The sequence below is a fragment of the Streptomyces sp. ALI-76-A genome, assembly GCF_030287445.1.
Lineage (GTDB): Bacteria > Actinomycetota > Actinomycetes > Streptomycetales > Streptomycetaceae > Streptomyces.
This window is the reverse complement of sequence record NZ_JASVWB010000004.1, coordinates 140,304-156,738: the sequence shown is the minus strand read 5'-3', so window position 1 is coordinate 156,738 and position 16,435 is coordinate 140,304. Positions and strand designations below refer to the sequence as shown.

Sequence of the window (16,435 nt, the reverse complement as noted above, 5' to 3'; positions counted from 1 at the left end):
CGTCGGGCCTTTCCGCGGCGGTCATGTCGGAGGGGGCGAGGTCGACAGCCTGGCCCAGACGGTCTTGCCGGCCGGGGGCCTCAGGGTCCAGCCCCACTCCTCGGCCAGGGCGTCGACGATGAACAGGCCACGGCCGTGCTCCCGGAGAGCGGAGCAGTCGATGGCCTTGAGTTCGGGCGGGTTCTCACCGGGGTCGGAGACGGTGAGCAGCACATGGGCGGGGCCGAGCAGGATCCCCAGCCACACTTCCGCCTCGGCCGCGGGGGTGCGGGGTACCGCGTGCTCCACGGCGTTGGCCGCGAGTTCGGTGATCACGAGGGCGGCGTCGTCGCTCCGGCCGCCGAGCGACCAGCGGCCCAGGGTCCTTCGGGTGAAGGACCGGGCCAGGGCGAAGCCCTCCCCGCCGCATTCGATGCGCAGTACCGCGGCGTCCGGGTGGTGGCCCGCGGGCGCCGGCCTGAGGGGCGGGCGCTCACCGAGGCCCGCCGAGCGCGGCTGCGGCAGGAGGTCGCCGGCCGAGGCCGCTCCACCTGCCCCGGTCGCGGCCCGAGCCGGCTGCCGGAGCACGTGGTTCGCAGGTGACGGCACGGCATCTCCCTGATGTGACGTCAAGGCGGGGCGGCAACGAGGGGGTTGACGCCGTAGCTATTATCCACGCTGACAGCGTCCGTGTGCAATTGCACGAGAAATTGCACGAAAGACAGGTGGGACGGGAGAGGTCGGGGGAACCCGGCCGGTTCCACCGGGGGTGGCCGGGCACAGCGCCCGGCGAAGAACGTGAACAGCAAGGAGACTGCGGTGCCACCAGCACGGAACGGAGTGCGGGCGAGTTCGTTGGACGCCCGTTGGATGAAGAGCCGGCACAGCAACGCCGAGGGCAACTGTGTCGAAGTGGCCACACTGGTCGACGGGGGCATCGCCATGCGCAACTCCCGTGACCCCGACGGGCCGGCGCTCGTCTACACACCGGCGGAGGTGTCGTCGTTCATCGCCGGTGCCAAGGAGGGCGAGTTCGACCATCTGCTGTGAGACAGCGGTCAACTCCCTTGTGTGTATGGACGAATGCGGTGCGGCACGGCGGAGTGCGATAATCTAAGGCGTCTCTGTGCCGGTTTCACTGGGAGTCAGGATGTCCGCTGAGTCGCATCGCATCTCCCGTCTGCAGCCCTACCTGGACCGGCCCGAGCCGGCCCCGACCCTCCTGAAGATGCTGGTCGGCGTGCAGTTGGCGGGCTTCCGCGAGGATGCCGGTCTGGCCCAGGAACAGGCCGCGCGGAAGCTCGGGTTCAGTGCCGCGAAGCTCTCCCGCATCGAGTCGGGCAAGGGCCGGCGGCCTCCCGCGGAGAACGACGTCCGCGCGCTGCTCACGCTGTACGGCACCGAGGAGTACGAGGCGTCGGTGCTCCTCAGGCTGCTCCGCCGCGCCGGTGAACCCGGGTGGTGGCAGCGCTACGACAAGCGGTTGATGCCCGAGTGGTTCGACCGCCTGGTCGGTCTCCAGGAGGCCGCGGGCGCCATCCGTACGTTCGAGATCCAGTACGTGCCGGGCCTGCTGCAGACGCCGGACTACACCCGGGCGGTGGTGGAACGCGGACTGCCCTCGGCCACCGAGAGCGAGGTCCGGCGCCGGGTCGAACTGCGCACCCGCCGGGCGCGGTTGCTGGAGCGGGAGGACCCTCCGCAGTTGTGGGCGATCCTCGACGAGTCGGTGCTGCTGCGGGTGCTGGGCAGCCGCGAGGTGATGCGGGACCAGCTCGGGCACCTGATCGACATGGCCCAGCGTCCCCATGTGACGGTGCAGATCGTGCCGCTGGACGTGACGAACGCGTCGGCGCCGGCCATCCCGATCACCTACCTCCGCTTCGGCGGTCTCGATCTGCCCGACGTGGTCTACCTGGAGCACATCAAGAGCGCCAACTTCCTGGAGGACCGCGACGAGACGGAGGAGTACCGCCTCGCCCTGGACCGGCTTGCCGACGAGGCGCTCGAACCCCGGGCGTCCCTGGACCTGCTGCGCGCCACGCTGGAGCAGCGCTACGGCGTGTGAGTCGCCCGCCCCGCGAGCAGCCGGCGGGTGGTGTACGGCGGAATGCGGCACGCCCCTCAAGGGACCGCCGAGGTCGCCCGAGGGGCACGCAACGCCTCCCGCGGCGGTGCGGATAGCGCTCGGGCCGGGCCGGCCTCCGGCCCGGTCAGCACGGCGCGCGGTGACAGCGGATCGCGGTGCCCCCTAGGGCAGGCGGGCCACGCCGCCGAACTCGATCCACTCGTGGGTGAGCTGGCGGGGCGCCACCTCGGAGTCGGGCCGCCAGGTGGAGACCTCCACCAGACCGGGGTCGAGGATCTCCAGGCCCTCGAACCACTCGGCGACGTCCTTCTCCTGGCGCACCCGGCCCCAGTGGCCCTGGGTGGCCTGGTCCATGAAGTCGGTGACGAACTTACGGACCTCGGGATCCTCGCTGACGAGCTGACACATCAACAGATAGCTGCCGGGGGCCAGCCGTTCGGTGACGCGGCGGACCACCGCGAGGGGGCCGTCCGTGTCGCTGTCGGGGATGCAGTGCATCACCGAGTTGAACAGGACGGCGACCGGCTGGGAGAAGTCGATCAGCCGCTGGGTGTCCGGGTGCGAGAAGATCGCGTCGGTCTCCCGCATGTCCGCGTGGATGACGGCGGTGCGCTCGTCCTGCTCCAGCAGGGCCCGGCCGTGGACCAGCACCATCGGGTCGTTGTCGACGTAGACGACGCGCGATTCCGGGTCGATGCGCTGGGCGACCTGGTGGACGTTGTCCTGGGTGGGCAGGCCGGAGCCGTGGTCCAGGAACTGCCGGATGCCGTGGTCCGCCGCCAGGACCTTCACCACACGCTGTAGGAAGCGCCTGTTGTTCACGGCGAGGCGGCGGGTGCTGGGAACGACCTTGTCGAGTTCCTCGCACGCCGCCCGGTCGGCCGCGTAGTTGTCCTTGCCGCCCAGGTAGTGGTCGTACATCCGGGCGGCCGTGGGCACCGTGGCGTCGATCGACGTGGACAGTTGCTTACCGGTCTGCATCTTTCCCCCAGCTTCGTGCCGCGCCAACTGGCCTGGCAGGACAGGGAGTCCATCCTAGGGACCGGAGGTTCGCCGGTGCCAGTCCACGGGCAGGACCGCACACCGACGGATGCCCCGGCGGACCGGGACGCCGCGCTGCCGAAGCCGGCGCCCTCGGCACGCGCGGCGAAACCCGTGGTCCTGCCTGCGGTCAGGCGGCGTCCAGTTCCGTGAGCTCCTCCGCGGTGAGGGTGAGGTCCGGGGCGGCGGCCGAGTCGCGGATCGTCTCCGGCCGGCTCGCGCCCGGGATCGGCACGACCACCGGCGACTTGGCGAGCATCCAGGCCAGGCAGACGCGCTGCGGGCTCACCCCGCGGGCCTCGGCGATCCGGGCGAACGGGGCGTGGGCGGAGCCGAGTCCACCGGCGCGGGAGATGCCGCCGAGCGGGCTCCAGGGCAGGAAGGCGATGCCGAGTTCGTCGCACAGGCGCAGTTCCGGCTCGCTGGAACGGAAGGCCGGGGAGAACTGGTTCTGCACGGAGACCAGTCGGCCGCCGAGGATCTCGTTCGCCTGACGGATCTGGTCCGGGTCGGCGTTGGAGATGCCGGCCATACGGATCTTCCCCTCGTCGAGGAGGTCACGGATCGCGCCCACGGACTCCGCGTAGGGCACCCGCGGGTCCGGGCGGTGGAACTGGTAGAGCCCGATGGCCTCCACGCCGAGCCGGCGCAGGGAGTCCTCGCAGGCGGCCTTCAGGTGCTCGGGGCTGCCGTCCAGGGTCCAGCTGCCGTCGCCGGGGCGCAGATGGCCGCCCTTGGTGGCGACCAGGACGTCCCGGCCCCCGTCGTGGGAGGCGAGGGCCTTGGCGATCAGTGTCTCGTTGTGGCCGATCTCGTCGGCGTGCAGATGGTAGGCGTCGGCGGTGTCGACCAGGGTGACGCCGGCGTCGAGGGCGGCGTGGACGGTGGCGAGGGAGCGTGCCTCGTCCGGTCGTCCCTCGATGGACATGGGCATGGCGCCCAGGCCGATCGCGCTCACTTCGACGTCACCGATACGGCGGGTGTGCATGGGCTCGTGACCTCTTTCCGGCTGGGTTGCGGAACCGCTGGCGTCCGACGCCCCGGGCGGGGTGGTCCCGGCCGCACCGGACGCTCTCCAGCGTCGCCGGGCCGTGCCCGAAGGTCCAATAGAAGAACGCGAACGGATTCAGCAGCCTGGCTGCTCAATCCCGTTGAGCATGCGTCCCCTTGACCATGCGTCCCGTTGGCCTGCGTGCCGTGGAGTGCCGGTCGCGCCCTCGGCCTCCAGGACGGTCACCGCCACGACCACGGCCAGGGAACATACCGCCGCGGTCCGGTCACCGGTGACCGGACCGCGGCGGGAGGATGGCCGGCGTCAGCCGCGGGAGGACAGGTACTCCTCCACACCGGGCGCGACATGGGCCTCCTCCACGCCCACCACGCCGCCTACCGCCTTCCGGTCGGGGCGCAGGACGTAGGTGGAGAGGCTCGCGGGACGGGAGACGTCGGAGAAGTCCTGCGGCGACCCGAGCCCGGTGTCGGCGTCGCGCTGGGCCCGGTGCGCCTTCACCACGTCCTCCCGGGCGAGACTGCCCGCCTCACACGCCTTCTTCAGGTCGGCGCCCAGGAGTTGGGCGGCGTTGTACCCGGACAGCACACCGGAGTCGACCTGCGAGCCCGGGTACTTCTTCTGGTAGGCGGCGACCATACGGCGTACGCCCGGCAGGTCGGAGCTGACGGCCGGCGCGGCGCTGACCACGTGCAGCATGCCCTCCAGCGCGGCGGCCGCGGGCGTCTTCATCAGCTGCGGCGCGTAGCCCGGCGCGCTGCTGACGACCGGGACGCGCAGGCCCCGGGAGGCCGCCACGCCGGTCAGAGACGCCGTCTGGGCCGGTCCGGCACTGATCAGGATCGCCTTCACGCCCGCCTTGCGCAGCGCCGACACCTGCGCGGACAGGTCCGTGTCGGTCGCCTTGATCTTCTGGCCGGCCACCTTCAGTCCCGCTCGCTTCGCGGCCCACTGGGAGCCCTCCAGGGCGTTGGCGCCGTAGTCGCCCTCGAAGTACACGTGTCCGATCGTGTCGCCCTTGGCGAGGCCCTTGGTGCGGGTGAGGAAGTCGACCGCGGCGATCATGTCGAGGTCGTACGTGGTGCCGATGACCTGGACGGCGTCCTTGCCGAGGAGGGAGGCCGCCCAGGCCTGCGGGAAGGTCAGCATGCCGTCGCGTTCTATGTCGTCGAGCAGGGCGGCGACCACGGGCGAGCCGATGACCTGGGGCAGCGCGACGACGTCCGGGGCGATGTCGGCGTACGCGGTGACGGCCTTCTGCACGTCGTAGCCGTGGTCCTTGACGACGATCTCGATCTTGCGGTCGCAGATGCCGCCCTTGGCGTTGGTCTCGTCGGCCCACATCTTCTGGGCCTGCACGATGCTCTTGCCGAGGGTGGCGTAGGGGCCCGTCAGGTCGGTCAGCGCGCCGAGCCTGACGGTCCTGTCGCTCACTCCGGGGCCCGCCTTGAGGCCGTCGGCGCTGTCGGCGGTGCTCTCGCCGCCCGCCTTGGAGCTGCAGCCCGCGATCAGCAGCGCCACGGCCGTGGCGGCGACGATCCTGGTCGTGCGGTACCGGTGCGTGCGGTACCTGTGAGGCGTGACGTTCACGGGGTGTGCTCCTTGGCTCGTGCGGGTGAGGCGGGTGGTGGGTGCGGTGCGGTCGTGGCGGGGGGCGGGGGTTCGACGGGCGGCCGTCGGCGTGTGAGGCGGGCACGCAGGCGCCGGGTGAGTCCGTGCAGGCCGTCGGGTGCGTAGAGCAGGATCAGGACGATGGCGGCACCGTAGAGATAGCGGGCGGCCTCCGTCGGGCCCACCGAGCCGTCGGCGGCGCCCGGGGCCGCGACCAGCGGCAACTGGTCGGCGTAGCGCGTCATCAGCAGCGGCAGGGCGGTGACGAAGACGGCGCCCGCGGTGGCTCCGGCCACGGATCCCAGGCCGCCGATGACGATCATGGCGAGGTAGTCGACGGAGAGCGCCAGGGCGAAGTAGTCCGGCACCACCCGGCGGAAGGAGAGCGCCAGCAGCACACCCGCCAGGCCGGCGTACATGGAGGACACGACGAAGGCCGCCGAGCGGTACCGGGACACGTGCACGCCCATCACCGAGGCCGCCGTCTCGCTGTCGCGCAGGGCGGCCAGGGCGCGGCCGGGACGCCCGCGCAGCAGGCCGCGGGCGGTGAACCAGGTGAGGGCGAACAGGGCGAGGCCCAGGTACCAGAGGCGTTCCTCGGCGCCGAACGGCACGCCCAGCAGGACGAGTTCGGAACCGCCGGCGGTGAAGCCCGGCAGCGGCGGTACCGAGCGGCCGTTGAATCCGCCGGTCACGGAGTCCGCGGTCAGCAGGACGTGGTGGCCGAGGAACACCAGCGCGAGGGTGGCGACGCCCAGGTAGATCCCGCGTACGCGGCCGGCGACCGGGCTGAACAGCCCGCCCGCCGCCCCGGCGAGGAGCACCGCGAGAACGAGGGCGAGCGCCGGCGGCAGTCCCGGTCCCGGCTCCCCCGCCAGCCACACATAGCCGTAGGCGCCGACGGCGAGGAAGAAGGCGTGGCCGAGGGAGAGTTGTCCCGCGGTCCCGGTCAGCAGGCCGAGACCGACGGCGCCGATGGCGGCCGCCATGGAGAACAGCCCGATCCGCAGCCAGAAGGCGTCCAGGTAGAAGGGCAGCGCGCACAGGACCAGGACGGGCAGCAGGACCGCCGTCCCCCGGCGCAGCGCGCGACCGGTGGGCGTCAGCTCAGACACGGGCCGTTCCTTTCGCACCGAACAGCCCCGCGGGCCGTACGAGAAGCACGAGCACCATCACGGCGTACGGGGCCACGTCGCCGAATCCCTCGCCCAGGACGTGCAGTTCGGACTGGTAGCCCGCGACGAGGGCCTCGGTCATCCCGATCAGCAGGCTGCCGGCGAGGGCGCCGGGCGGTGAGGCCATGCCGCCGAGGATCGCCGCGGGGAACGCCTTCAGCGCGATCTGGCCGGTGGTGCGTTCCAGGCCGGGCGCCGGGAACGCGGCGAGGAACACCGCGGCCAGCGCGGCGAGGGCGCCGGCCAGGCACCAGGCGACGGTGCGCACCCGCGTCAGCCGTACGCCCATCAGCGCGGCGGCTTCCTGGTCCTCGGCCGCCGCGCGCAGGGACAACCCCCAGTCGGTGTACCGGAAGAGGGCGAAGACGGCGGCGATGACCACGCTCGACACGGCGATGGCGGCCAGCCTGCTGTCCGCCACGGTCACCGGTCCCAGGGTGCGCACCGAGTCGCCCCACGGGTCGCCCAGGGTGAGCAGGTCACCGCCGATGCGCCGGGCCAGGTCGGTCACCAGGACGATGTCGACGCCGATGGTCACGATGGTCTGCACGTGGGCGGCGTGCGGGCCCTGCTCCCCGCGCTGGAGCAGCAGCCGGTCCAGGGCGCCGGCCACCGCCGCCGTGACCAGGACGGCCGCCGCGAGCGCGCCGGCGAAGCCGAGGTCGTCGTGCAGGACGGCGGTGAGGTAGCCGCCGAGCAGGAGCAGCGAGCCGTGGGCGAAGTTCAGTACGCCCGACGCCTTGAAGATGACGACGAAACCGAGGGCGACGAGCGCGTACACCGCGCCGAGGGCCAGTCCGTTGAGGAGGTTGTCGAGGAGGCCGGTCATGCCGCGTCCTCCCCCGGTGCCTCGGTGCCGAGGTAGGCGCGCAGCACCTCGGGGTTCCGCCGGACCTCGTCGGGGGTGCCGTGGGCGAGGGCGCGTCCGAAGTCGAGGACGGTGACCTCGTCGGCCAGCCGCATGACCAGTCCCATGTCGTGCTCCACCAGCACCACGGACAGGCCGAGTTCGGCGCGGACGTCCCGGACCACCTCGGCGGTGCGGGCGCGTTCGGCGGCGTTCATGCCGGCCACCGGCTCGTCGAGCAGCAGCACGCTCGGTTCCAGGCACAGCGCCCGGGCGAACTCCACACGCTTGCGGTCGCCGTACGGCAGCAGTGCCACCGGAGTGTCGAAGTGCCCTCCGAGACCGACGAGTTCGGCGATCTCGCGGGCCTTGGCCAGGTGTTCGCGCTGTTCGCGCACGGCGCGCGGCAGGCGCAGTGCGCTGGCCGCGAAGCCCGCGCGGGACAGCGCGTGCCGGCCGAGCATCAGGTTGTCGGCCACGGTTCCCTCGGTGGTGACGATGTTCTGGAAGGTCCGCGCCACACCGAGTGCGGCGATCCGGTGCGGGGCGAGCCGGGTCAGCTCCGCGTCGCCGAGCAGGACGGTGCCTGCGGCGGGCCGGCACAGGCCGGACAGGACGTTGAAACAGGTGGACTTGCCGGCCCCGTTCGGGCCGATGAGGGCGTGCACCGAGCCCGGGGCGACGGTGAAGGACACCTCGTCGAGCGCGGTCAGACCCGCGAAGCGCACGGTGACGTCCCGTACCTGGAGCACGGGAGGCGGGCCGGTCCGCGGGCCGGGTGCGGGGACGTTCACGCGACCCCCCGGCCGGAGTCGGCGGGGCGGTTCCCGTCGGCGGGGCCGTCGGTGTCGGCCTGCTCACCGAGGTAGAGGCGGCGTACCGCGTCGGTCCGGGCGAGTTCGTCGGCGGGCCCGGACAGCCGGACCTCGCCGACCTCCAGGACGTACGCGTGGTCCGCCAGCGAGAGCGCCATGCCGGCGTTCTGTTCGACCAGCAGCACGGCCGTGCCCTGGGCGTTGATCTCCCGGACGACCTCGCCGATGCGGCGCACCATCTGCGGCGCCAGCCCGAGCGACGGCTCGTCCAGGAGGAGCAGGCGCGGCGCCGCCATCAGGGCGCGGCCGATGGCCAGCATCTGCTGTTCCCCTCCGGACAGCAGACCGGCGGCCTGACGGGTGCGTTCGGCGAGCCTCGGGAAGAGGGCGAGGACCCGCTCCCGGGCCTCGCGGACCTGCGCCGGCGCACGACGGCCGAGGCCGAGGCCGCCGCTGCGCAGGTTCTCGTCGACGGTGAGCCCGGCGAACACGCGCCTGCCCTCCGGTACCTGGACGACTCCGGCGCGGACCGCCGCGACCGGGTCCCGGCCGTCGAGTCGTGTCGAGCCGTAGCGGATGTGTCCGGCCGTGATCGTGCCGCGGTGCAGGCGCAGCGTGCCCGACACCGCCCGCAGCAGCGTCGTCTTGCCGGCGCCGTTGGCACCGAGCAGGGTGACGACGCCGCCGTGCGGAACGGTCAGCGACACGGAGCGGAGGGCGGACAGGGCGCGTCCGTACGTCACGTCGAGTCCTTCGACGTGCAGGGCGGGCTGCTCGTCCGGTGGTGCGTCGGGCATCGCGGCTCCTCGGATCCGTGCCGGGCGGCACGGGACTGCGGGGAAAGGGGAGCTCACGACAGCACGCACACCGGGCACCGGACCAGGGCTTACGCCATGGTCGCTGCGCCCTCCCAGTGCGGGTGGGGAGAGTCTGTGCGGGTGCCCAGGGGGTTGGCGGCCGGGGGAGGGTGCAGGGGCGCGGAGGGGGCGGCGGGTGGAGTGCGCGGGGCGGTCGGGTGCGGGTGTGTCGGGCGTGGGCTGGGTGCGGGCCGGTCGGGTGTGGATGCGTGTTGGGTGGGTGCTGGCTGCGGGTGCCGGTCGGGTGCGCAGGGTGGTTCTCGGGCGAGGTCGCCGATGGGGCTCCGTCGGGCGCGGAACGGCCGGGCGTCGGCGCGAGGGCAGGCTCAGGGGAACGACGGGCGCGGCTGACTCGTGGGCCTGGGGCCCGACGGCAATCGGGGGACGCGTGAACCGTGACGCCTGACGCCCAGCGCGTGACGCGTGAACCGTGACGCGTGACGCGGTGCTGCTCGTCTACCTCCTGCTGAGCATCGCCAACAAGCTGGTCGCCGCGACAGCCCAGCGCTGTGACGCGTGACGCCTGGCGCACCCTTGAGCCGGCCGGGCCCGGTCGTCCCCTCGCGGCCACTGCGCCCTGCTTCCAGCCGCGCCCGGCCCGCCGCCGGTACTCAGAACCGTCGAAGCGAGCTGAGAGGCAGCGCAGGCCTGAGCGTCGGCGGGCGGCCTGGGCTCGAGGGGACCGCCGGTGTCGGGCGTCGGCGCGCGAGGGCACTGTCAGGAGCGCAGCAGGCGGTGTGCGGTCAGGGCGAGGCTGATCTCCACCAGGTCGGTGGGGCGGGCCAGTTCGCGTCCCGTCAGTTGCTCGCAGCGGCGCAGCCGGTTCAGGACGGTGTTGCGGTGGCAATAGAGCCGCTCGCCGGCCCGCTGCGCGGAGCCGTCACAGGCGAGCCAGGTGGCCAGCGTCTCCACCAGTACGTCCCGGTCGGCCGGTTCCAGGCGCAGCAGCGGGCCGAGCACCCGGTCGGCGAGAGCCCTGCCGAGGTCCGGGCAGGAGATCACCAGGGCCGCCGGGAGATGGTCGGTCAGCCGGACGGTTCCGCCCGCCTGGGGACAGATGCCGAGCGCGAGGTCCGCGAGCTTGCGCGCGTCACCCACGGCGGCCAGCCCCTCCACCACGCTGCCGACGCCGACCCGCGTACCCGGGGCGAGTCCGCCCGGCCGGTGCGCGGTGTCCGCCCCCGGCTCCGGCTCCTGCTCCGGCTCCTTCTTCGGCTTCCGGTCCGGCAGGTCGTCGTCCTCGACCAGGACGATCCCGTAGTCCACCGCCGCCCCCGTGTGCCAGTGGACGCGGGAGCCGTCCGGCACGGCGGCGGCGCGGGCCTCCGTAGCGCCCGGAGGGTCCTCGCCGGCCACCGCGACGACGAGGTAGCGGCCGTGCTCGGGCAGGCCCAGCGCCCGGGCCGTCTCGGGCAGGTCGACGATCCGGCTGGTGCCGTCGAGCAGCGCGGCGGTCAGCAGCCGTATCCGGTTCTCCCGCCGCCAGGCCTGCTGCCGTTCGGCCTGCCGATAGGCGTCCGCCACGAGCGTGCAGTGCTCGTCGACGAAGTTCCAGACGTCGGCCGCCGCGTGCACGAGCAGCCGGACGTCCTCCGGTGCCCGGCGGGATGTCTCCTCCACCAGCCCCTGCCACACCAGCGCCCCGCCCAGCCGGAAGGCGTGCAGCAGGGCGTCCAGCGGCAGCCCCTGTTCGGCACGGGTGACGCCGATCTTCCACGAGCAGCGACGGGCCGCGTCCCGGTTGCTCCGGGGATCGAGCAGCGAGGTCACGCTGTGCCGCAGCGAGCGGTGCACCTCCTGCCAGGTGCCGGTGGGGTCGCTGTCCAGGGCGGTCCGGTAGACCGGTTCCTGGTCCTGGAGCAGGCCGAGCAGCCGGTCCGTGAGTTCGGGCAGGTCGTCCAGGAGCACCCGCGCGGCCCGGTGCAGGACGCGCAGGGCGTCGGCGTCGATCAGCGACCGACGGCGACGCGTCCGCGGCTGCGGGACGGGGGCCGGCCCCGGGCGGAACACTGTTCGTGGCCGTACGGCGTGTTGCATCGCGGTCCTCCCCGGAACTCGGCCTCGCGGCGCCGCGCCCACGACCGGCCTCCCGCCATGTCCCGGTCGGCCCGCGGCGCCGCTGCCGCCTGACGTGTCCTGCCCCGAAGGATGGCATACCGTCCGGTCGGTCCCTAGGGGTGTGCACGGGTCATTTCCGCCTGGTCGACCATGCGGGCCAGTTCGACCCGGGACCGCAGGCCGAGGAGGGCGAAGACGTTCCTGAGGTGGTAGTCGACGGTCCGGGTGCTCACCGCGAGGCTGAGCGCGACCTCCCGGTTGGTGGCGCCCTCGGCGACCCGGCGGGCGATACGCAGTTGCTGCGGCGTCAGCCGGGACAGCGGGTCCGGCCCCGGCCCCGAGGCGTACGCGGCGGTCCCGTTCGCCCGTAGCTCGCCGCGGGTCTGCCCCGCCCACACCCGCGCGCCGCAGCGCTCGAACCCGATCAGGGCCGACCCGAGCCGGCCCCGGGCCTCCCGGAGTCTGCGCCGACGGCGCAGCCATTTCCCGTACGACAGCTCGGTCCGGGCCCGTTCGAAGTCGCCGCCCGCCGGCTCGTGCAGGAGGAGGGCCCGACGGTAGAAGGCGTCGGCCCGCTCCGGTGCGGCGAGCAGGGCGTGGCAGCGGGCGAGTTGGGCGCCGGCGTGCGGATCGGCGTCGCAGGCGGCCCACCGGGCGAAGTCGTCCATGACCGCCCGGGCCTCGTCGGGTCGCCCGGCGAGCACGGCGGCCTCCACGAAGCAGGGCACGGCGAGCATCCACACCGCGAAGTGGCCGCGCCGGGGGCCGGGGAGCACGAGGGGGCCGAGCCGGTCGGCGGCGTCGAGGGGGCGTCCCCAGCCGAGGTCGGCACGGGCCGCCGCCCAGTGGGCGAGGGTGGCGGCCTGGGCCAGACCGTGCCGCCGGGCGGTCGTCAGCGCGGCGTCCACATGCGCGTCGCACGCGGTCGTGTCCCCTTCGATCGACGCGGCGAGGGCGAGCACGGCGTGGTGGTGGGCCGCCGTGTTCCGCTGCCCCGCCGCGTGCGCGGCCCGCAGCCCCTCCTCGGCGTGGCCCCGCCCCTGCGCGTGCCGGCCCGCACGCAGCTCGGCGTAGGCCAGGTACTCCAGCGCCCGCGCCGCGAGCGCGCCCGACCCCTGGTTCCGGGCAGCCGCCAGGGCCCGCGCCCCGGCCCGGCAGGCCACGGCCACGTCCCCGAGCAACAGTGCCGCGGCGGCCGCACGCATCAACACATCCGGCCCGTCGTACGCCCGAGCCCCGTCCGCGACCCGTCGCAACGGCGGAACGGCCAGGTCGAAGCGTCCATCGAGCACGGCACGCATCCCGGCACGGTGATCACCGAGGAGATCAGTGGGCACGGGCCGGAGCCCGGTGGGCGCCGGCCGCGCGGCCGAGGCGGGGAGACCGCCGGGGGCGACTCGGAGGGCTTCGCGGCTGCCGGCTCCGGCTCCGGCTCCGGGGACGGCGCGGTTGTCAGCTCCCGCGGTGTCGCGGTTGCCGACCGTGGCGCCCTCCGCTCCGGCGGCTTCACCGAGGCTGGGCCGGGCGGCTTTGCCGGCGGCCGGTGGGACGGGACCGCCGCTGCTGGGTTCGGCGGGGCCACCGCCGACCATACGGACTGCCGCGCCACCGGATCGGGCGGCCTCGCGGTTGCTGATTCCGTTGTGGCCGAAGCCGGCTGGGGCGCTCTGACCGACGCCACCACCGGCGGGCTCACCGCTGGCGGTGCGGGCGGCCCCGTCGGCGCCCGGGACGAGGGACCGGCCACCGTTCGTCCCGGTTCCGGTGGGCTCACCGAATTCGGCCCGGGCGCTCCCACCAACGCCACCACCGGCGGGCACACGGCCGCTGTCACCGAAGCCGGCCCGCCCTCCCTCACCGACCCGACCACCGGCGGGCTCACCGCTGGCGGTGCGGGCGGCCCCGTCGGCGCCCGGGACGAGGGACCGGCCACCGTTCGTCCCGGCCCCGGTGGGCTCGCCGGAGCCATTCGCCTCGATGCCGGGTGAGGCGTTGGGGCGGTGGTCGCCGGTTTCGGCGTAGAGGGCGCCTCCGGTTCCGATGGCGTCGCGGGCGTCGTCCGGAACGCGTGCCCCGGAGGCGAGCGCGCTGTGGCACGCGGACATGTCGCCCGCCGCCCACGCGGCGTCCGCGGCGGCGAGGGCGGCACGGGCCGACTGTGCGGGCGCGTCCGCGGCGAGCAACGAAGCGGCGAGCAGCAGCGTCTCGTGGGCATCGGCGACCGGGCCGTCGCGCAGCTCGGCCATCCCCCGGACCAGCTCGGCGCGGCCGTGCACGGCGGCCGGTGCGGCACAGCCGCGCGCCTCGGTGAGGAGCCGCAGCGCCCGGTGCGGGCGTCCCGCGGTCAGCGCCTGCTCGGCGGCGAGCGTGTACCGGTGTGCGCGGGCGGGGCCGTCCGTCGTCAGTTCGGCGGCCCTGGTGTAGGCCGCGGAGCGGAGCCGGTACGGGGCCGTACGGTCGGCGTCGGCCGCGGCGGCGAGGGCGTCCGCCGTCCAGGACGCGGGGCCCGCCACGGACCAGGATCGGTGCAGCAGCGCGGAGAGGGTGTCCCCGTCGGCCGACAGGACCGCTGCGAGGGCGCGATGCGCGGCGCGGCACCGGTCGGCGCCGGCACCGGCGTACACCGCCTTGCGGATCAGCGCCCCGGCGAAACGGAAGCGGCCGTCGGCCAGGACGAGTACGCCGGGAACCGGCACGGGGCCCGGCGGAAGCGCGGCGCGGGCCGGCGCCCCGGCGGAACCCGGCGATCTTTCGGCGCCACCCGCCGACGCCCCCGGGGAATCCGGAGACGCCCCGGCGGACATCCGCGCGGCGGCCCCGCGGACAAGCTTCGCGTCGACCTCCGCGTCGTCCGTCTCCCGTAACGCGGCCGCCGCGATCAGTGCCAGGTCGCGTGCCTGCGGCGGGAGGCCGGCCAGCGGCCGGCCTCCGACCAGACCGGCCAGCGTCTCCGCGTCGGCCGACGGCCGGGACGGTGGGCGACGACCGTTCGACCCGGCTCGCGCCAGTCGGCTCACCAGGGCGAGCAGCAACGCCGGATTGCCCTCCGCCTCGTCCAGGACCGCCTCGCGTACGGGCCGGTCGACGCCCGGCTCCGTCACCTCGTCGAGCAGGGCCGCCGCCTCCGACGGGGCGAGCGGAGACAGGTCGACGGATGGGCATCGGGCGAGGTACGGGTCGGCGGCGAGGTGCCCGGCGAAGGACAACAGCAGCCCGACCCGGCCGACCGCGTGCGGATGGGCGGCCACCGCTCCGAGGACGGCCCGCGACGGAGCGTCCCACAGGTGGACGTCGTCCACGCACACCAGCAACGGGGCCCGCCCGGCCGCACCCCGGAGGAGTGCGGCCAGCACCGGTCGCGCGGCAGCCCGGTCCTCCTCGACGAGGGCGCCCGTACCTTCCCCCGCCGCGGGGCCCCCCGCCCCGCCCCTCTCGGCATGACCGCCTCCCGGCCCGCTCCCCCACCCGGCGCGGCCCTCCGGCCCACTGCGCGCGCCACGGCCCGCCACCCCGCCCCCCTCCACACCGGCCGTCCCCGCCCCACGCCCCGCGGCACCCCTGCCGCGCCGACTCCCGCCGAGATCCGCCAGCGCCCCCGCCAGCACGCCCAGCCCCGCATACGGCCCCCCGCTCCGGCCCCGCTCCCCCCGGACCCGTACCACGGACCCGGTCCCGGAGCCGGCCTCGAAGCGGTGGGCGGCCCATTCCAGGAGTGCCGTACGGCCGAGTCCGTGGTCGCCGGTGACGACGAGCGTCGCCCCGCCCCGCGTCAGCCCTTCCGTGAAGGCGGCCAGCGCCCGTCGTGCCCCACCGTGTCCGTGGATCGGCCGGGTCACCGCCGTCACGGTCCTGTCTTCGGTCATTCCCTCGACGCTAGTGACACGTGACGGCATGCGGAAGCCGCACGTCCGCAGGTGCCGACGGCGTGTGCCGGTGCCCAGCGCCCGGGGTGGGCACCGATGCACCGGCACAGCGCCGGCAGTGGCGTCAGGAGGTGTGCGGGCAGTTGCCGCGGTACTCCTCGATGGCCGTGCTCGGCCGCGGGAGCGGGCACAGGAACTGCTCGTAGCGGGTGTCGTTGTCGATGAACCGCTTCAGCCAGGAAACGCTGTACTTCGCGATCGTCGTGTTCGACGAGATCGGTGCGAAGTGGTTGGCGTTGTTCAGTTCCAGGTAGGCGCGGTCGAGGGACGAGGGCAGGCTGCCGTAGAAGGGCTCGGCGTGGGAGCTGACGGACGCGACGCTGTCGCCGTCGGCTCCGACGATGAGGGTGGGTGTCCTGAGTTCGGGCCAGGTCTTGTCGAGGTGCCAGGGAGTCAGCGGGATCGCCGCCTGGAGGGAGGGACGGGTCCTGGCGGCCTCGAGGCTGCCGCCGCCGCCCATGGAGTGGCCCATCACGCCGAGCCGGCTGCTGTCGACCCGGCCTCTGACCGAGCTGCTCTGGGTCAGGTAGTCGAGGGCGGCGAGCAGCTGCCGCGCCCGCGAGTCCGGCTGGTCGAGGGTGCTCAGGGTGTCGATGGTGAAGACGACGAAGCCCTGGGACGCCAGGCGCGGGCCCAGCCAGGAGATGGTGGACTGCGTGCCGGTGTAGCCGGGTGAGACGGCGACGGCGCCGAAGGTTCCGTCGCTGGTGCTCGTGGGGTAGTAGATGGTGCCGCCGCCGAAGCTGCTGACGGCGAGCTGGGAGACGGTCGTCTGCGAGACCGCGTAGGGGCCGCGCTGCGCCTCGATGGAGGCGTTGGTGGGTGCCGGGCCGCGCTCGTAGGGGTTGTCCGCCGCGTGGGCCCCGGGTGTGCCGAGGGTGCCGAGCCCGACGGTCGCGGCGAGCGCCGCCAGGGCGACGGCGAACCGGTTGGCCCCGCGTCGGCCGCGGCCGTGCGCGGCCGGGCGGGGGGTCCGAGGGGCAGTGCCGTTCCGCAGGTGTTGCTGCACGACGAGTCGTCCTCTCTGTCGT

13 protein-coding genes are annotated in these 16,435 nt (G+C 74.1%); 2 read left to right on the top strand and 11 right to left on the bottom strand.

The annotated features are described in order from the left end of the window. Positions 1 to 21: 21 nt before the first annotated feature. On the bottom strand, positions 22 to 588 hold the full coding sequence (locus tag QQS16_RS37275; RefSeq protein ID WP_286066961.1) for an ATP-binding protein: 567 nt from the start codon (positions 586 to 588) through the stop codon (positions 22 to 24). A 210-nt stretch (positions 589 to 798) separates the two neighbouring features. On the opposite strand from QQS16_RS37275, the gene QQS16_RS37270 reads away from it, so the two are divergent. Both QQS16_RS37270 and QQS16_RS37265 read left to right on the top strand, forming a co-directional pair. Then, on the top strand, positions 799 to 1,029 hold the full coding sequence (locus tag QQS16_RS37270; protein WP_286066960.1) for a DUF397 domain-containing protein: 231 nt from the start codon (positions 799 to 801) through the stop codon (positions 1,027 to 1,029). Positions 1,030 to 1,129: 100 nt separating this feature from the next. Then, complete coding sequence (locus QQS16_RS37265) at positions 1,130 to 2,047, top strand: helix-turn-helix domain-containing protein (protein ID WP_286066959.1); 918 nt, start codon at positions 1,130 to 1,132, stop codon at positions 2,045 to 2,047. 183 nt (positions 2,048 to 2,230) lie between these two features. On the opposite strand, the gene QQS16_RS37260 is transcribed toward QQS16_RS37265, so the two are convergent. The 10 genes from QQS16_RS37260 to bdeA all read right to left on the bottom strand — a co-directional run bounded on the left by QQS16_RS37260 (position 2,231) and on the right by bdeA (position 16,413). Beyond that, on the bottom strand, positions 2,231 to 3,049 hold the full coding sequence (locus QQS16_RS37260) for an SAM-dependent methyltransferase (RefSeq protein ID WP_286066958.1): 819 nt from the start codon (positions 3,047 to 3,049) through the stop codon (positions 2,231 to 2,233). A gap of 190 nt (positions 3,050 to 3,239) precedes the next feature. Then, positions 3,240 to 4,097, bottom strand: a complete 858-nt coding sequence (locus QQS16_RS37255; protein ID WP_286066957.1) for an aldo/keto reductase — start codon at positions 4,095 to 4,097, stop codon at positions 3,240 to 3,242. Positions 4,098 to 4,424: 327 nt separating this feature from the next. Further along, positions 4,425 to 5,708 (bottom strand): ABC transporter substrate-binding protein, encoded by a 1,284-nt coding sequence (locus QQS16_RS37250; RefSeq protein ID WP_286066956.1) that lies wholly within the window; start codon positions 5,706 to 5,708, stop codon positions 4,425 to 4,427. Further along, entirely contained in the window at positions 5,705 to 6,835 is a 1,131-nt protein-coding gene (locus QQS16_RS37245; RefSeq protein WP_286068102.1) for a branched-chain amino acid ABC transporter permease, read from the bottom strand. The genes QQS16_RS37250 and QQS16_RS37245 overlap by 4 nt, the downstream gene beginning before the upstream one ends. 1 nt (position 6,836) lies before the next feature. Beyond that, positions 6,837 to 7,733 (bottom strand): branched-chain amino acid ABC transporter permease, encoded by an 897-nt coding sequence (locus QQS16_RS37240; protein ID WP_286066955.1) that lies wholly within the window; start codon positions 7,731 to 7,733, stop codon positions 6,837 to 6,839. Then, entirely contained in the window at positions 7,730 to 8,545 is an 816-nt protein-coding gene (locus QQS16_RS37235; protein WP_286066954.1) for an ABC transporter ATP-binding protein, read from the bottom strand. The genes QQS16_RS37240 and QQS16_RS37235 overlap by 4 nt, the downstream gene beginning before the upstream one ends. Further along, the gene (locus tag QQS16_RS37230; RefSeq protein WP_286066953.1) at positions 8,542 to 9,363 is read right to left on the bottom strand and encodes an ABC transporter ATP-binding protein; all 822 of its coding nucleotides are present in this window, start codon (positions 9,361 to 9,363) and stop codon (positions 8,542 to 8,544) included. The genes QQS16_RS37235 and QQS16_RS37230 overlap by 4 nt, the downstream gene beginning before the upstream one ends. A 777-nt stretch (positions 9,364 to 10,140) precedes the next feature. Next, complete coding sequence (locus QQS16_RS37225; RefSeq protein WP_286066952.1) at positions 10,141 to 11,460, bottom strand: RsbRD N-terminal domain-containing protein; 1,320 nt, start codon at positions 11,458 to 11,460, stop codon at positions 10,141 to 10,143. 134 nt (positions 11,461 to 11,594) lie between these two features. Further along, on the bottom strand, positions 11,595 to 15,344 hold the full coding sequence (locus tag QQS16_RS37220) for a LuxR C-terminal-related transcriptional regulator (protein ID WP_286066951.1): 3,750 nt from the start codon (positions 15,342 to 15,344) through the stop codon (positions 11,595 to 11,597). 124 nt (positions 15,345 to 15,468) lie between these two features. Continuing rightward, positions 15,469 to 16,413: a bis(hydroxyethyl) terephthalate hydrolase gene (bdeA, locus tag QQS16_RS37215; RefSeq protein WP_502963952.1), complete on the bottom strand. Its 945-nt coding sequence runs from the start codon at positions 16,411 to 16,413 to the stop codon at positions 15,469 to 15,471. Between the last annotated feature and the right edge of the window lie 22 nt (positions 16,414 to 16,435).